Origin of the sequence: Pseudonocardia sp. EC080619-01, assembly GCF_001420995.1 — a bacterium.
Classification (GTDB): domain Bacteria; phylum Actinomycetota; class Actinomycetes; order Mycobacteriales; family Pseudonocardiaceae; genus Pseudonocardia.
Map to the genome: position 1 here is coordinate 3,592,740 of NZ_CP012184.1, position 15,979 is coordinate 3,608,718.

Below are 15,979 nucleotides of genomic sequence, written 5' to 3' on the forward strand. Positions count from 1 at the left end.
CCTCACCCTCGCGCAGGCGGTCGAACCCGCCACCGGCGCCGCGTCGCTGGCGTGGCTGCTGATCGCGCTCCCCGCCGCGGGCGCACTGGTGCTGTTCCTGGCCGGCCGCCGGGCCGACGCCTGGGGCCACTGGCTCGGCGTCGCGACCGTGGTGGCCGCCTTCGCCGTCGGCCTCGCGATCTTCGTCGAGACCCTCGGGCTCGACCCGGACGCCCGCACCCGCGAGCTCTCGATCTACGAGTGGATGTCGTCCGGCGCGCTGAGCGTGGACTTCGGCGTCCGGCTCGACCCGCTGTCGCTGACGTTCGTCCTGCTCATCACCGGTGTCGGTGCGCTCATCCACCTCTACTCGGTGGGCTACATGAGCGACGACCCGAACCGCCGGCGGTTCTTCGCCCAGCTGAACCTGTTCGTCGCGGCCATGCTCGTGCTGGTCCTCGGCAACAACTTCGTGATGCTGTACCTCGGCTGGGAGGGCGTCGGCCTGGCGTCCTACCTGCTGATCGGCTTCTACCAGGACCGGGCGTCCGCGGCGACGGCCGCGAAGAAGGCGTTCATCATGAACCGGGTCGGCGACGTCGGCCTGGCCATCGCGATCTTCCTGCTCTGGCTGGAGCTCGGGACGCTGCAGTACACCGAGGTCTTCGCCCGGATCGGCGAGGTGCCCGGCGGGACCGTCCTGGCGGTCACCCTCCTGCTCCTGCTCGGCGCCTGCGGCAAGTCGGGCCAGTTCCCGCTGCAGTCCTGGCTCCCGGACGCGATGGAGGGCCCGACCCCGGTCTCGGCCCTGATCCACGCGGCGACGATGGTCACCGCGGGTGTCTACCTCATCGCGCGCGCCTCGCCGGTCTACGACCTCTCGGAGACCGGTCGGCTGGTCGTCTCGATCATCGGCGTGGTCACGCTGATGATCGGTGCGATCGTCGGCTGCGCCTACGACGACATCAAGAAGGTGCTGGCCTACTCCACGGTCAGCCAGATCGGCTACATGATCCTGGCCGTCGGGCTCGGCCCGGTCGGCTACGCGCTCGGCATCCTGCACCTGCTCACGCACGGCTTCTTCAAGGCGGGGCTCTTCCTCGGGGCCGGCTCGGTCATGCACGCCATGAACGACGACGTCGACATGCGCCGGTTCGGCGGGCTGTGGAAGAAGATGCCGGTCACCTTCGTGACCTTCGGCCTCGGCTACCTCGCGCTGATCGGGTTCCCGTTCCTGTCCGGCTACTTCTCCAAGGACGCGATCATCGAGGCCGCGTTCGCCCAGGACGGCTGGCAGGGCTGGACCTTCGGCGGGCTCGCGACGCTCGCGGCCGGCCTGACCGGCTTCTACATGACCCGGCTGATGCTCATGACCTTCTTCGGTGAGAGCCGCTGGAAGGACCTGAGATCCACCGACGGCCGGGAGTACCACCCGCACGAGTCCCCGGTGACGATGACCGTCCCGATGATCGTGCTGGCGTTCGGCTCGGTGTTCGCCGGTGGCCTGCTCTACGGGGTGCTGCCGACCTGGCTGGCACCGTCGGTCGGGGAGCGGGTCGAGGCCGAGGGCGGGGTGCTGCCGCACGCGGTGATCCCGTGGCTGGTCGTCGGGATCTCGCTGCTCGGTGTCCTGCTGGCGTACCTGTTCGTCGGGCGCTCCTCCGTGCCGGTGGAACGCCCGCAGCGGGTCTCGCCGGTCGTCCGGGCGGCCCGCGCCGACCTCGGGGCGAACGCCTTCAACGAGGCCTTCATCGAGCGGCCCGGGATCTGGCTCACCCGGCTGCTGGTGTTCTTCGACAACCGCGGGATCGACGGCGTGGTCAACGGGACCGCGGCCGCGTTCGGCGGTGGCTCCGGCAGGCTCCGCCGGATGCAGACCGGCTTCGTCCGGTCCTATGCCCTATCGATGCTCGGCGGCGGGGTTATCATCGTCGCGGCGATGCTGGCGGTGAGGTTCGCATGATCGCCCAGGCCCAGATGGTCGACCCGATCGTCCCCGGGTCCGGTGGGAACCCGTTCCTGCTGGTCCTGCTGCTGGTCCCGGTGGCCGGCGCGCTGGTGATGTACCCGTTGCGCCGCAACGTGCCCGCCGCGAAGGCCGTCGCGATGGCGACGGCGTTGCTGGAGTTCGTGCTCGTCGTCGTCGCCTGGGGGATGTACTCGATCCCCTCGGCGCAGGCGGGCACCCGCTTCCAGCTGGAGTTCTCGCTCCCGTGGATCCCGGCCTTCGGCACCCACATCGCCTTCGGCGTCGACGGCATCGCGCTGGCGATGATCGCGCTCACCGCGTTCCTCGTGCCCGGCCTGATGCTGTTCGCCTGGGCGGAGAAGCTGCCCGAGGGGCGTTCGGCGGCCGGCTACTTCGCGCTGCTGCTGGCCACCGAGGCGACGCTGGTCGGCGTCTTCGCCGCGACCGACGTCTTCCTGTTCTACGTGTTCTTCGAGGCCATGCTGGTCCCGATGTACTTCCTGATCGGTCGCTTCGGCGGACCGAGGCGGCAGTACGCGGCGGTGAAGTTCTTCCTCTACTCGCTGCTCGGCGGCCTGATCATGCTGGCCTCGCTGATCGGCCTGTTCGTGGTCAGCGAGCAGCAGCTCGGGCAGGGGACCTTCACCTGGGCCGAGCTGCAGACGATGGCGGCGAGCGTGCCGCCGTCGACCCAGGTGTGGTTGTTCCTCGGCTTCTTCGTCGCGTTCGCGATCAAGGCGCCGCTGGTGCCGTTCCACACCTGGCTGCCCGACGCCGGCGCCGAGGCCCCGATCGTCGGGGCGGTGCTGCTCGTCGGCGTCCTCGACAAGGTCGGCACGTTCGGCTTCCTCCGCTACCTGCTGCCGCTGTTCCCGCAGGCCAGCCAGATCATGGCGCCGGTGGTGCTGGTGCTGGCGGTCGCCGGGATCGTCTACGCGGCGCTGCTCGCGGTCGGCCAGACCGACATGGGCCGGTTCGTCGCCTACACGTCGGTCGCGCACTTCGGGTTCATCGCGCTCGGGGTGTTCGCGTTCTCCTCGCAGGCCTTCGCCGGGGCGACGCTCTACATGGTCAACCACGGTCTCTCGACCGGCATGCTGTTCGTGATGGTCGGCGTGCTGATCAGCCGCGGCGGGTCCCGGCTGATCTCCGACTACGGCGGTGTCGCGAAGCTGGCGCCGGTGATGGCGGGCTGCCTGCTGCTGGCCGGGATGTCGTCGCTGGCGCTGCCGGGCACGAACTCGTTCGTCTCGGAGTTCCTGGTGCTCCTCGGGTCGTTCCCGACCCGCCCGGTGTTCACGATCATCGCGACCGTCGGGATCATCTTCGCCGCGCTCTACGTGCTGTGGTTCTACCAGCGCACGATGCAGGGCCCGGTCCGCGGCGACGCCGTCATCGCGGCCCTGGAGCGCGGGGGCGCGGGCGGGCCCGGGTCGATGATCGACCCGGTGGTCGCTGCGCAACGCAAGGGCAGCGGCTTCCCGGACCTCACCGGCCGTGAGATCGGCGTGCTCGCGCCGCTGATCGTCGCGATCGTCGTGCTGGGCTTCTACCCGGCGCCGGTGCTCGACCTGATCAACCCGTCGGTGACGGCGACCATGGCAGAGCTCGGCCTGCCCGACCCGGTGCCCGCTGGAGGGATCCGATGACCGTGCTGCTCCCGACGGCCCTCCCGGCGCAGGTGACGCAGATCGAGATGCCACCGATCGACTGGGCGGCGTCCTCGCCGCTGTGGATCGTGTTCGCCGGCGCCTGCGTGTCGGTGCTGCTGGAGGCGTTCCTGCCCCGGCACCAGCGCTGGCCGGTGCAGGTGCTGTGGACCGGGATCACCCTGGTCGCGGCGCTGGTGGCACTGGCGGGGTACGCGCTGTCGTCGCCCGGGCCGGTGCTCACCTTCGGCGCGGCACTGGCCGTCGACAGTCCCGCTCTGTTCCTGTGGGGCACGCTGATCGTGCTGGCGATCCCGAGCCTCCTCCTGCTGGCGGACCGGTCGGTCGAACCCGGCGGGGTGTTCGTGGCCTCCGCGGCCGAGCGGGCCGCGGCCCGCGCCGGCGTCCCCGCCACCGGTGGCGGGGCACCTCCCGAGCACGTGGACCGCTCCTACGGCGCGCCGGACGAGCAGCCGACGATGCAGACGGAGCCGTTCCCGTTCGTGCTGTTCGCGCTCGGCGGGATGATGGCGTTCGTCGCGGCCAACGACCTGCTGACGATGTTCATCGCGCTCGAGGTGCTGTCGCTCCCGCTGTACCTGATGTGTGGCCTGGCCCGTCGCCGGCGGCTGCTGTCGCAGGAGGCGGCGGTCAAGTACTTCCTGCTGGGTGCCTTCGGCTCGGCGTTCTTCCTCTACGGGATCGCGCTGCTCTACGGCTACGCCGGGTCGGTGCGGCTGAGCGCGATCTCGCAGGCCACCGCGGGCACGCTCGCGTCGGACACGCTGCTGTTCGCCGGGCTCGCCCTGCTCCTGGTGGGGCTGCTGTTCAAGGGGTCGGTGGCGCCGTTCCACACCTGGACGCCGGACGTCTACCAGGGCGCCCCGACACCGGTCACCGCGTTCATGGCGGCCTGCACCAAGGTCGCCGCGTTCGGGGCGATCGCCCGCGTGCTCTACGTCGGGTTCGGCAGCACCGTCTGGGAGTGGCGGGGCGTGCTCTGGGCGGTCGCGATCGTGTCGATGGTCGTCGGCGCGGTGCTCGGCCTGACCCAGACCGACGTGAAGCGGATGATCGCCTACTCGTCGATCGCCCACGCCGGGTTCATCCTGCTCGGAGCGATGGCCCTCACCCCGCAGGGCACCGCCGGACTGCTCTTCTACCTGCTCGCCTACGGCTTCACCACGGTCGCGGTGTTCGGCGTGGTGTCGCTGGTCCGCGGCCCGGACGGCGAGGCGAGCCACCTGTCGGCCTGGGCCGGGCTCGCGAAGCGGTCCCCGCTCGCTGCGGGGATCATGACGTTCCTGCTGCTCGCGCTCGCCGGAATCCCGCTGACCAGCGGGTTCACCGCCAAGTTCGCGGTGTTCTCGGCCGCCTCGGCGGACGGGATGGTGCCGCTCGTCGTGATCGCGCTCGTCGCGTCGGCGGTGGCCGCGTTCTTCTACCTGAGGATCGTCGTGCTCATGTACTTCAGCGAGCCTGCGGAGGACGGCCCGACCGTCGTCGTGCCGGGTGCGTTCACCACCGTGGCGATCACGTTGGGCACGCTCGCGACGCTGGTACTGGGGATTCTTCCCACACCCGTCCTCGAATGGGCCGCCAGCGGCGCGTTCGCGGGCTGACGTTCGTACGCTGTGGGGGTGGAGACACAGAGTGTGGCCGGGGTCCGGATGGCCGATCCGGCCCTGGCGGAGGCCACGGCGGACGGGCTGAAGCGGGTCGAGGACCTGTTGCACCGCGAGGTGCACAGCGACTACGAGTTCGTCACCGAGACCTCGCTGCACCTGATCGAGGCGGGCGGGAAGCGGTTCCGGCCGCTGTTCACGCTGCTCGCGGCCCAGGTGGGGCCGCATCCGGAACGCGACGGCGTGATCACGGCGGCCGCGGTGGTGGAGTTGATCCACCTCGCGACGCTGTACCACGACGACGTCATGGACGAGGCCGCGATGCGCCGCGGCGCGGAGTCGGCCAACTCCCGCTGGGACAACTCGATCGCGATCCTGACCGGCGACTTCCTGTTCGCGCACGCGTCGCGCCTGGTCGCCGACCTCGGCCCGGACGCGGTCCGCATCATCGCCGAGACGTTCGCCCAGCTGGTGACGGGGCAGATGCGGGAGACCCGCGGCCCGAAGCCGTCGGACGACCCGGTGGAGCACTACCTGCGGGTCGTCGGGGAGAAGACCGGGTCGCTGATCGCGACGTCCGGCCGCTACGGCGGGATGTTCTCCGGGGCCCCCACCGAGCACATCGAGGCGCTGCACCGGTTCGGCGACGTGATCGGGACGGCGTTCCAGATCTCCGACGACATCATCGACATCGCCAGCCCCGCGGACGACTCCGGCAAGACCCCGGGGACCGACCTGCGGGAGGGCGTGCACACCCTGCCGATGCTGTACGCGCTGCGCGACGGGGACGACTCGCCGTCGGCGCGGCGGCTGCGGGAGCTGCTGGCGGCCCCCATCACCGACGACGACGAGGTGGCCGAGGCCCTCGACCTCCTCCGGTCGGGCGACGCGCTGGTCCGGGCACGGGAGACGGTCGCGGGTTACGCCGACCGGGCACGGGCCGAGCTCGCGGTGCTCCCGGCCTGTCCGGCGATCGACGCCCTGCGGACCCTGACCGACTACACCGTCGAGCGGACCGGCTGAGCCCGGTCCGCCGGTGGCGGGCGCTTTCGTCGGAAGCAGGGCCGGCGGCGGCCTCGGCGGCCGCCCGGCGGGTTGCTCGGTGTCCTCGATGCGCTGAGACACCATCTGTGTCGGACGCCGTGCGGACACGCGGTGGTCGCCGGCTTCCGGCTCCGGGCCTTATCCGTCCCCGACGGTGGCGGGATGCCGGCGGCAGCACTCTCCTTGCTGGTCAGGGGTTTGCTATCGCGAACGGTTACTAGCGGATCGAACATATGGTCGAGTACCTTCGACTGCATGACCGCGGTCCAGGAACCCCCACGCACCGGCCTCCCGGTCGGGGATCCGGGGTTCCCGCAGGTCGACCTGGCGCTGGTGCAGCTGGCGGTGGAGCAGGCCGCGCACGACGACCTGTCCGGGGTCTCCGAAGCCGAGTTGATCGATCAGATCCAGCAGCTGGAGTCGGTGCAGCACTCCCTAGCAGCGTTGCAGGCGACTCGGGTGCGGGCGTTCGCGCGGCTCCATGTGGAGAACGGCATCGCGGCCGGGCGGACGGATCCGGATCGGTTGCAGCGTGGGGTGGTGGCCCAGGTCGGGTTGGCCTGTCGGGTGTCGCCGACCGAGGCGCGGCGTCGGGTGAGTACGGCCCGGGATCTGCACGATGGTCTCGATCATGTGCGTGGGCTGTTCGGGGCCGGTGAGTTGAGCTCGGCGAAGGTGGCGGTGGTGGTGGCCGCGTGTTCGGGTCTGGACCGTGCTGAACGTGCCGCGGTGGATGTTCGTCTGGCTGCGCACGATCTGACCAGGCTCGGTCTGGGCCGGTTGCGTGATCTTGCCCGCCGCTTCGCCGCCGAGGTCGCACCGGAGAAGTTCCTCGCCCGCGCCGAGTCCGCTCGTGCCGAGCGGCGCGTGACCCTGCGCCCGGCACCGGACGCGATGACCTACCTGACCGCCTACCTCCCGGTCGAGCAGGGCGTGGCCTGCCTCGCCGCCCTGAACAAGGCCTTCACCGAGGTGTCGGTGAACCCGGCACCCCTGACCCGGACCCGCGGTCAGGTCATGGCCGACACCCTCGTCGAACGGGTCACCGGCCAGGTGATGGCGACCGATGTGGGTGTCGAGGTCCAGGTGGTGGTGCCGGTCGAGGCGCTGCTGGACCCGGAGTCGCCATTGCCGGCGGAGATCCCCGGCCACGGCCCGGTCCCGGTCGAACTCCTCGCCACGGGTGAGGGGCGGAAGACCCTGCGCCGCCTGGTCACCTCCGACGGTGTCGTGATCGGTGGTGACTCGCGGCAGCGCACCTTCACCGGGCTGCTGGCGCGCCTGGTGCGGGCGCGGGCGGGGAACCGGTGTACCGAGCCGTACTGCGATGCCCCGGTGCGGCATATCGATCACATCCACCGTGATGCCGAGGGAGGGGCGACCGAGCTCGACAACGGGAGGGGTGTGTGCGAGTTCCACAACCACGTCCGCGAGCAGGCCGGGTGGCGGGTCGCCCGCGGCCCCGACGGCGCGGTGCGGACCACGACCCCCACGGGGCACACCTACCGGGCGCCCGGATGACCGACCTGCGCAGGCCGCGGTGCGGTTCTGCCCGGTGATGGCGATGGCCCGGCGATGGCCCGGCGATGGCCACGGCGATGGTCATGGCGACGGCGTTGGCGTTGGCGTGTCCGCCCGGGCGTTCCCGCACGGGCATCAGGGCCGTCTGATCGGCTGCGCCCTGCCCTGCCCTGCCCCGCCCCGCCCCGCTCCGCCCTGCCCGCCCCGCCCTGCTCCACCGCGGACCGGATCTCCTGGCTCGGAGCGGCCCCTCAGGCGACCGCAGGCGCGAGGGGTGCCCGTCGGGCCCGGCGGACGAGGTCGATCGTGAAGACGGCCAGGGCCAGCCACACGAGCACGAACCCGGCCCAGCGGGTCGGTGGCATGGCCTCGCCGACGACGAGGACGCCCCACAGGAACTGCAGTGTCGGGTTGATGTAGAGGAGTACCCCGAGTGTCGAGAGCGGGAGTCGCCGGGCCGCGGCGCCGTACAGGAACAGCGGCAGCGCCGTGGCCGGCCCGGCGGAGAGCATCAGCAGCAGGTGCCACGGGCCGAGGGACACGAACGTCCCGCTGCCCGCGGACTCCAGGACGAGCAGGTAGATCGTCGCCGGGACGAGCAGCACCAGCCCCTCGGCGGTCAGGCTCGTGGCGGCGGGCAGCCGCACCGTGGCCTTGAACAGGCCGTAGATCCCGAACGAGCCCGCCAGGACCATCGACAGCCAGGGGACCTCGCCGTTGCCGAACGCGATCACCCCGACGGCGACGACCGCCAGGGCGAGCGCCACCCACTGCATCGGCCGCAACCGTTCCCGCAGCACGACGACGCCGAGCAGTACCCCCACCAGCGGCGTCATGTAGTAGCCGAGCGCCGCCTCGACGACGCGGCCGACCGAGACGCCCCAGATGAACATGCCCCAGTTGACGGCGATGAACACCGCGGCCGCCGTCGTCGCACACCAGCCGCGCAGGTCCAGCCGGCGCAGGTCGCCCCAGCCGCGCAGGACGGTGAGGACGACGGACATGAGCACCGCCGTCCAGACGATGCGGTGGGCGAGCACCTCGACCGGCGCCGCCGGATCGAGCAGCGGCCAGAACGCCGGGAACAGCCCCCAGATCACGTAGGCGGTGACGCCGGTGGCCAGCCCCTTCGGGTCCAGCTCGTCCCGTTCGGGGGTGGTTCGTTCGGGCGAATGTGCCGTCATCGCGTTACCGTTCCGAGCCCCGTCACGGGCACCATGATCCGGTACGGGCACGCGGGCGCGCGACCGGCTTACCGGCACGCACGATCCGTGATACCGATACCAGGCACGTGCGCTACCGAGGAACAGCGCCGGGGAACACCCGGCGGACGGAGGTCCGGTCATGGGCTGGATGTGGGTACTGCTCGCGGTCGTCGTCGTTCTCGTGGTGGCCGGGCTCGTCGTGGTCCGGGCACGGGGGCGGAACGCCGGCCCGGACGACGCCGTCACGGCGGAGACGTCCGGTGACGCCGGTCCGGGCGGTGCGGAGCCGGACCCCCGCGCGCACACGCCGACGCCGGACGCCGAGCCTCCGGGGGACGGCACGGACGACGCGTCTCCGTCCGCGGTGGACCGGTCGGCCGGGCCCGCGACCGTGACGGCGACGGCGGGGGAGTGGTCCGTGGACCACGGTCCCGGCGCCGGGGCAGGACCGGGCGGAGCCGCGAGTCCGTCCACCTCCGTGACGGAGAACGAGGGGGAGATCTCCGCCGCGACGCCGGAGATCGCGACGCCGGAGATCGCGACGCCGGAGATCGCGACGCCGGAGATCGCGACGCCGGAGATCGCGACGCCGGAGACCGCGACGCCGGAGATCGCGACGCCGGAGACCGCGACGCCGGAGACCGCGGCCCCGATCGCCGTGGACGGGGACGCCACGGACCCGGATGCCGCGGGTCCCGACGACGCCGCCCAGGGTGCCGCCGTCCCGGACGCCGTTGGTCCCGATGCGGCCCCGACCGCCACCGGCTCGGACGTCACGAACCCGAACGCTGCCGCCCCTGACGCCGCGCATGCGGACACCGCGGCCCCGGAGACCGGGGCGGCCGGAACCGCCACCTCCCGCACCGCGGACGACGGCGAGGGCGCCCCCGTCTCGATCCCGCGGCAGCAGGACGGCACCACCGACGACGCGGAACCGTCCGGCCGCCACGCCCTGCGCGACGGCGTCGCACCGCAGCCGCTCCCGGATCTCGACCTGTCCGAGGAGCCGGCCCCGCCGGAGCCCGTGACGGCGTCGTCCCGGACGGGGAGGCCGTCGTCCGGCGGGTCGGCGCTCGCCGCCCTGGACTCCCGGCTCATCGGGCCGGCCGCGGCGTCCGACCCGGTTCCCGAGGGATCGCGCCCGGGCCCGTTCCCCGGATCGGTCCTGGCGCCCACGGACGGCGCCGAGCCGCCGGAGTCCCACCGGGTCAAGGTGCACAGCGGATCCCGGCGGTTCCACACGACGGAGTCCCCGTACTACGTGCGCACCCGCGCCGACCTGTACTTCACCGCGGAGGACGACGCCCGTGCCGCCGGCTTCATCGCCTGGCACGAGCGACCCGGATCCCGCTGACCGCCACCGCGGCAACTCGACGACGGCCCCGGCACTCGTGGAGCGCCGGGGCCGTCGTCGTCGTGACCTGTCCTAGATGATCGTCCAGGTGTCGCGGCCGTTGAGCAGGGCCTGCAGGTCGGCGCTGCCGGCCTGGCCGCCCTCGTGGACCGCGGTGGCTTCCTCGACCTGGGCGCGGGCGGCGTCGTCGTAGGTGGTGCGGGCGACGTCGCGGAACACGCCGGTGACGGTGTGGGTCAGGTCCTGGTCCGACAGGCGGGACAGGGCGAACGCGAGCTCGTGGTCGGTCGCGTCGTGGACGACGATCTCCGAGGCGTCGACCGTGGCGGCCTCGACGACCTTCAGCCCGAACCCGGACCGGACGACGGCGTGGGTGCCGAGCCCGTCGTCGCCCTCGGCGCCGAACCGGATCGGCTCGCCGTGGGTGACGGGGACGAGACGGTTCTCGTTCTGGCCCTTGCGCAGGACGTCGAAGCTGCCGTCGTTGAAGATCGGGCAGTCCTGGAAGATCTCGACCAGCGCGGAGCCGCGGTGCTCGGCGGCGGCCTGGAGCACGGCCTGCAGGCTCTTGCGGTCGGAGTCCAGCGCCCGGCCGACGAACGACGCCTCGGCGCCCAGTGCCAGCGAGATCGGGTTGAACGGGTGGTCCACCGATCCCATCGGCGTGGACTTGGTGACCTTCCCGACCTCGGAGGTCGGGGAGTACTGGCCCTTCGTCAGCCCGTAGATCCGGTTGTTGAACAGCAGGATCTTGATGTTGACGTTGCGGCGCAGCGCGTGGATCAGGTGGTTGCCGCCGATCGACAGCGCGTCGCCGTCGCCGGTGACGACCCAGACCGACAGGTCGGGGCGCGTGGTGGCCAGACCGGTGGCGATCGTCGGGGCGCGGCCGTGGATGGAGTGCATCCCGTAGGTGTTGAGGTAGTACGGGAAGCGGCTCGAGCAGCCGATGCCCGAGACGAACACCGTGTTCTCGCGCTTGATGCCCAGGGTGGGCAGGAACTGGCGGACCGCGGCGAGCACGGCGTAGTCACCGCAGCCGGGGCACCAGCGGACCTCCTGGTCGGAGGTGTAGTCCTTCGCGGTCTGCTTGGCGTCGGTGGTGGGGACGCCGTCGAGTCCGCCGATCGAGGGCAGACCCAGGTCGGTGGCGCTCATGCCTGCGCTCCAGTGATCGCTGTGGTGCCGGGGCCGGTGGCCGACTCCGGGTGCTTGCCGGTGAGGTAGTCCAGGAACACGTCCTGCAGCTCCTCGGCGCCGAAGGGCAGCCCGGCCACCTTGGTGTAGCTCTTGACGTCGACCAGGTGCTCGGCGCGCAGCAGCATCGCGAGCTGCCCGAGGTTCATCTCCGGGCACAGCACCGTGCGGTAGGCGCCGAGGACCTCGCCGAGGTTGGCCGGCATCGGGTTGAGGTTGCGCAGGTGCGCGGTCGCGACCGAGTGGCCGAGCTTGCGCACCCGCCGTGCGGCGGCGTTGATCGGGCCGTAGGTCGAACCCCACCCGATGACGAGCACGTCGGCGTCACCGTCGGGGTCGTCCACGGCCAGGTCGGGCACCTCGACGCCGTCGATCTTGGCCTGGCGCAGCCGGACCATGCGGTCGTGGTTGTCCGGGTCGTAGGAGATCGAACCGCGGCCGTCGGCCTTCTCCAGGCCACCGACCCGGTGCTCCAGCCCCGCGGTGCCCGGGATCGCCCACGGCCGCGCCAGGGTCTCCGGGTCACGCAGGTAGGGCCAGAACTCGCCGGAGCCGTCCGGGGCGTTCGGCTCGGTCGCGAACCCGGGGTCGACCGTGGGCAGCGACTCGACGTCGGGGATCTTCCACGGCTCGGAGCCGTTGGCCAGCGCCCCGTCCGACAGCAGCATCACCGGCGTCCGGTACTTCACCGCGATCGCGGCGGCCTCCACCGCGGCGATGAAGCAGTCACCGGGCGTGCAGGGCGCGATCACCGGCAGCGGTGCCTCGCCGTTGCGGCCGTGCAGGGCCTGCAACAGGTCGGCCTGCTCGGTCTTGGTCGGCAGCCCGGTCGACGGGCCGCCGCGCTGGACGTCGATCACCAGCAGCGGCAGCTCCAGGGCCACCGCCAGGCCGACGGTCTCGGCCTTGAGCGCCACACCCGGACCGGAGGTGGTGGTCACGCCCAGCGCGCCGCCGAAGCTCGCCCCGAGCGCGGCACCGACACCGGAGATCTCGTCCTCGGCCTGGAAGGTGGTGACCCCGAACGACTTGTGCTTGGACAGCTCGTGCAGCACGTCCGAGGCCGGGGTGATCGGGTAGGTGCCCAGGAACACCGGCAGGCTCGTGGTCTGCCCGGCGGCGACGATCCCGTAGGCCAGCGCGGCGTTGCCGGTGATCTGGCGGTAGGTGCCCGGGTCCAGCTTCGCCGGCGCGACCTCGTAGGTCACCGCGAACGCCTCGGTCGTCTCGCCATAGGCGTGCCCGGCGCGGAACGCCAGCACGTTCGCCTCGGCGATGTCGGGCTTCTTCGCGAACTTCTCCCGCAGGAACCGCTCGGTCGACTCGCTCGGCCGGTGGTACATCCAGGACAGGAGCCCGAGCGCAAACATGTTCTTCGCCCGCTCGGCGTCCTTCTTCGACAGCCCGGTCTCCTCCAGCGCCCCGCGGGTCAGGGTCGCCATCGCGACCCCGTGCACGGCGTAGGGCTCCAGGGAGTCGTCCTCGAGCGGGTTCGCCTCGTACCCGACCTTGGTCAGGTTCCGCTTGGTGAACTCGTCGGTGTTGACGATCACGACGCCGCCGTGCGGCAGGTCGCCGATGTTCGCCTTCAGCGCCGCCGGGTTCATCGCGACCAGCACGTCCGGGCGGTCACCCGGGGTGAGGATGTCGTAGTTCGCGAAGTGCAGCTGGAACGAGCTGACCCCGGGCAGCGTCCCGGCAGGTGCCCGGATCTCGGCCGGGAAGTTCGGCAGGGTCGACAGGTCGTTGCCGAAGTTGGCCGTCTCCGAGGTGAAACGGTCACCGGTGAGCTGCATCCCGTCACCGGAGTCACCCGCGAACCGGATCACCACCCGATCGCGCTGGACGACCTCGGAGTCACGAGCCTCGACAGGGGTGTCGCTGGTGGTCATGGGCAGATCGGCCCCCGGTTCCGTCGGAAGTGCGGTGCTAAGTCGAGGTTAACTGCCGGTTCGCAACGACGTCCCGTCGCCCTGTCGCACGTCACAGGGGTTCGTGCGTCGCCGGAGTGAGTCCGGTCACTTCTTGCTGATCTTCTTCTGCAGTGCGGCGACGCGCTCGGCGAACGCCTCGGTGTGCACCGTCTCGGCCTGGGCCCGGACCTCGATGTCGGTGGCGTCGGCGTGCGCGTCGAGCCGGGACGTCACCCGCATGGTGGCCTTCGTCGTCGTGATGAGGTCCCGCGGCGCCGCCGCCGCGCGCCCCGCCAGCTCCATCGCACCGGCGCGCAGGTCCTCGTCGGTGTCGTAGGCGCGCCACGCGAGGCCCACCCGTTCGGCGTCCCGTGCGTCGAGGACGTCGCCGAACAGTGTCATCGCCGCGTTCCCCTGCGCGCCCAGTGCGCGGTGCGCCATCCATGTGTACCCGCCGCCGGGGTGCAGGCCCAACTGCATGAAGCGGACGTCGAACCTCGCGGTGGGCCCGGCGAGCCGGACGTCGCAGGCCAGCGCCAGGTTGATCCCGGCCCCGACGGCGGCACCGTTCACCGCGGCGAGGGTCGGCAGCGGCGACGCCGCGATGGCGAGGAAGCCCGAGTAGACGCGCCGCAGCGTCTCCGGGTCGGCCTCCTGCAGCTCCGCGAGGTCGCCCCCGGCACAGAACGCCGGCGGCTCGCCGGTGACGACGATCGCGCCGACGTCCCGGTTCGCGTTCGCCGCGTCGACGGCCTCGACGAGCCTCCCGGAGAGCTCCAGGTTGAGCGCGTTCCGTCGCGCCGGGTTCGACACGGTGAGCACCGCGACGCCGTCGGTGATCTCGGTCCGGACCTCGATGTCGCTCATGCCACGGATCATCCACGCCGGAACGGCGGGCTGCACCCGTCGGGTTCCGGGGAGCGGGACGCCGTGGGTCACACCTCGGAACGTTGCGCCCGGTTCGCCCGTTCACCCGGTGAACCCCCACAGGACCGCACGGAGAGGTGAGGGCGGCGTGCACAGCCACATGAACGGTCTGAAGACGGCCGTGCTCCTCGGCGCGATGAGCGCCCTGATCATCGCGATCGGCGGGGTGATCGGCAGTCGCGGCGGCCTGGTCGTCGCCGTCGTGATCGCGTTCGCGATGAACGGCTGGGCCTACTTCAACTCGGCGAAGCTGGCGCTGCGCTCGATGCACGCCCAGCCGGTCACCGAGGCCGAGTACCCCCAGCTGTTCCGCGTGGTCCGCGAGCTCAGCCAGCGTGCGCGCCAGCCGATGCCCGCGCTCTACATCAGCCCGACCGATGCCCCGAACGCGTTCGCCACCGGCCGCAACCCGCGCAACGCCGCGGTGTGCGTGACCACGGGCCTGATGCAGCTGCTCGACGAGCGGGAGCTGCGCGCGGTGCTGGGGCACGAGCTCAGCCACGTCTACAACCGCGACATCCTGATCTCGTCGGTGGCCGGTGCGATGGCCTCCGCGGTGTCCTTCATCGCGAACATGGCCATGTTCAGCTCGCTGTTCGGCGGTGGCGACGAGGACCGGCCGAACCCGATCGCGATCATCCTCGTCGCGATGCTCGGGCCGATCGCCGCCGGCGTCGTGCAGATGGCGGTCAGCCGGTCCCGGGAGTACCAGGCCGACGCCTCCGGTGCCGAGCTGACCGGCGACCCGCTGGCGCTGGCGTCGGCGCTGCACAAGCTCAAGTACGGGACGGCCGCGGCGCCGCTGCCGCCGGACCCGCGGCTCACCTCGCAGTCGCACCTGATGATCGCCAACCCGTTCCGGCCCGGCGAGAAGGCCGCGCGCTGGTTCTCCACGCACCCGCCGATCGAGGACCGGATCGCGCGCCTGCAGGCGATGGTCCGCTGATGCCGGACCCGGCGGAGGTCGCGAATTCGTAACGGTCCGGGGGTTCGCGGGCGATGTAGTGGGAGAGCAGAGCTCCCCCTGCAGAAGAGGACCCGATGAGCGAGACCCCGTCCCGCAAGCCCCGGCACGCGCTGTCGGACACCGGACCGGCCGTGCCGACCCAGGGCGGCCCCCGGGACGACGAGCCGGCAGGTGTCCGGGCGGACGTCCCCGAGCAGCAGGCGTGGTCCCCGGCGGAGGACCGCGCGGAGCGCGTCGAGGTACCGGCCCGGCCGGACGTGCAGGCGACGGGCGACGCCCCGGCCGTGCCGCAGCCCGCGCCCGCCGGTGACGAGCTGTTCACCCCGCACGCGGGCGATCCGGCCGACGAGGCCCCGACCCAGGCGCTGCCGGTGATCCCGCGTCCACGCGACGACCGGGCCTCCTGGCGCGGTCCCCACGCGGTCGCGCAGCTGCCGGAGCCGTTCCGGCCCGCCCCCGTGCGCGGCACGACGGCGACCGTGCTGCCGTCGTCGGTGCGGCCGGTGCTGCCTGCCGTCCTGGGCGCGGCGACGGCGATCGTGCTGGCCCTCGGCGTCGTCGCCGGGGTGAACGGTGCGCCGGATCCCGCTCCGGCACCCGCACCGCCCGCACCGGTGTCCGGCCCCTGA

12 protein-coding genes are annotated in these 15,979 nt (G+C 72.0%); 8 read left to right on the forward strand and 4 right to left on the reverse strand.

Annotated elements, in window-relative coordinates; translation table 11 throughout:
- Positions 1 to 46: 46 nt before the first annotated feature.
- The 5 genes from nuoL (at position 47) to AD017_RS37245 (ending at position 7,787) form a co-directional block, all read left to right on the forward strand.
- Positions 47 to 1,942 carry an NADH-quinone oxidoreductase subunit L gene (nuoL, locus tag AD017_RS16785; protein WP_369821690.1) on the forward strand — a complete coding sequence of 632 codons (1,896 nt, stop codon included), beginning with the start codon at positions 47 to 49 and terminating at the stop codon, positions 1,940 to 1,942.
- Positions 1,939 to 3,597: an NADH-quinone oxidoreductase subunit M gene (locus AD017_RS16790; protein ID WP_010244247.1), complete on the forward strand. Its 1,659-nt coding sequence runs from the start codon at positions 1,939 to 1,941 to the stop codon at positions 3,595 to 3,597. Before nuoL ends, AD017_RS16790 begins: the two co-directional genes overlap by 4 nt.
- Positions 3,594 to 5,219 (forward strand): NADH-quinone oxidoreductase subunit NuoN, encoded by a 1,626-nt coding sequence (nuoN, locus tag AD017_RS16795; RefSeq protein ID WP_010244244.1) that lies wholly within the window; start codon positions 3,594 to 3,596, stop codon positions 5,217 to 5,219. Before AD017_RS16790 ends, nuoN begins: the two co-directional genes overlap by 4 nt.
- Before the next feature lie 48 nt (positions 5,220 to 5,267).
- Positions 5,268 to 6,245 carry a polyprenyl synthetase family protein gene (locus AD017_RS16800; protein WP_050802602.1) on the forward strand — a complete coding sequence of 326 codons (978 nt, stop codon included), beginning with the start codon at positions 5,268 to 5,270 and terminating at the stop codon, positions 6,243 to 6,245.
- Positions 6,246 to 6,377: 132 nt separating this feature from the next.
- Entirely contained in the window at positions 6,378 to 7,787 is a 1,410-nt protein-coding gene (locus tag AD017_RS37245) for an HNH endonuclease signature motif containing protein (protein ID WP_304440539.1), read from the forward strand.
- Between the two features lie 251 nt (positions 7,788 to 8,038).
- Here the strand turns inward: AD017_RS37245 and rarD are convergent, their stop codons facing one another.
- Complete coding sequence (gene rarD / locus AD017_RS16810) at positions 8,039 to 8,971, reverse strand: EamA family transporter RarD (protein WP_060574793.1); 933 nt, start codon at positions 8,969 to 8,971, stop codon at positions 8,039 to 8,041.
- 160 nt (positions 8,972 to 9,131) lie between these two features.
- Here rarD and AD017_RS16815 point away from each other — a divergent pair, with 160 nt between their 5' ends.
- Positions 9,132 to 10,346: a hypothetical protein gene (locus AD017_RS16815; RefSeq protein ID WP_060574794.1), complete on the forward strand. Its 1,215-nt coding sequence runs from the start codon at positions 9,132 to 9,134 to the stop codon at positions 10,344 to 10,346.
- 72 nt (positions 10,347 to 10,418) lie between these two features.
- Here AD017_RS16815 and AD017_RS16820 read toward each other — a convergent pair whose 3' ends face one another.
- From AD017_RS16820 to AD017_RS16830, 3 genes are all read right to left on the reverse strand, one after another.
- Complete coding sequence (locus tag AD017_RS16820) at positions 10,419 to 11,504, reverse strand: 2-oxoacid:ferredoxin oxidoreductase subunit beta (protein WP_010243144.1); 1,086 nt, start codon at positions 11,502 to 11,504, stop codon at positions 10,419 to 10,421.
- Positions 11,501 to 13,435 (reverse strand): 2-oxoacid:acceptor oxidoreductase subunit alpha, encoded by a 1,935-nt coding sequence (locus AD017_RS16825; protein ID WP_010243146.1) that lies wholly within the window; start codon positions 13,433 to 13,435, stop codon positions 11,501 to 11,503. Before AD017_RS16825 ends, AD017_RS16820 begins: the two co-directional genes overlap by 4 nt.
- Before the next feature lie 126 nt (positions 13,436 to 13,561).
- Complete coding sequence (locus AD017_RS16830) at positions 13,562 to 14,323, reverse strand: enoyl-CoA hydratase (protein ID WP_010243148.1); 762 nt, start codon at positions 14,321 to 14,323, stop codon at positions 13,562 to 13,564.
- Positions 14,324 to 14,471: 148 nt separating this feature from the next.
- Here AD017_RS16830 and htpX point away from each other — a divergent pair, with 148 nt between their 5' ends.
- Both htpX and AD017_RS16840 read left to right on the forward strand, forming a co-directional pair.
- Positions 14,472 to 15,329, forward strand: a complete 858-nt coding sequence (gene htpX / locus AD017_RS16835) for a zinc metalloprotease HtpX (protein ID WP_010243150.1) — start codon at positions 14,472 to 14,474, stop codon at positions 15,327 to 15,329.
- Between the two features lie 95 nt (positions 15,330 to 15,424).
- Positions 15,425 to 15,979 carry a hypothetical protein gene (locus tag AD017_RS16840; RefSeq protein ID WP_010243151.1) on the forward strand — a complete coding sequence of 185 codons (555 nt, stop codon included), beginning with the start codon at positions 15,425 to 15,427 and terminating at the stop codon, positions 15,977 to 15,979.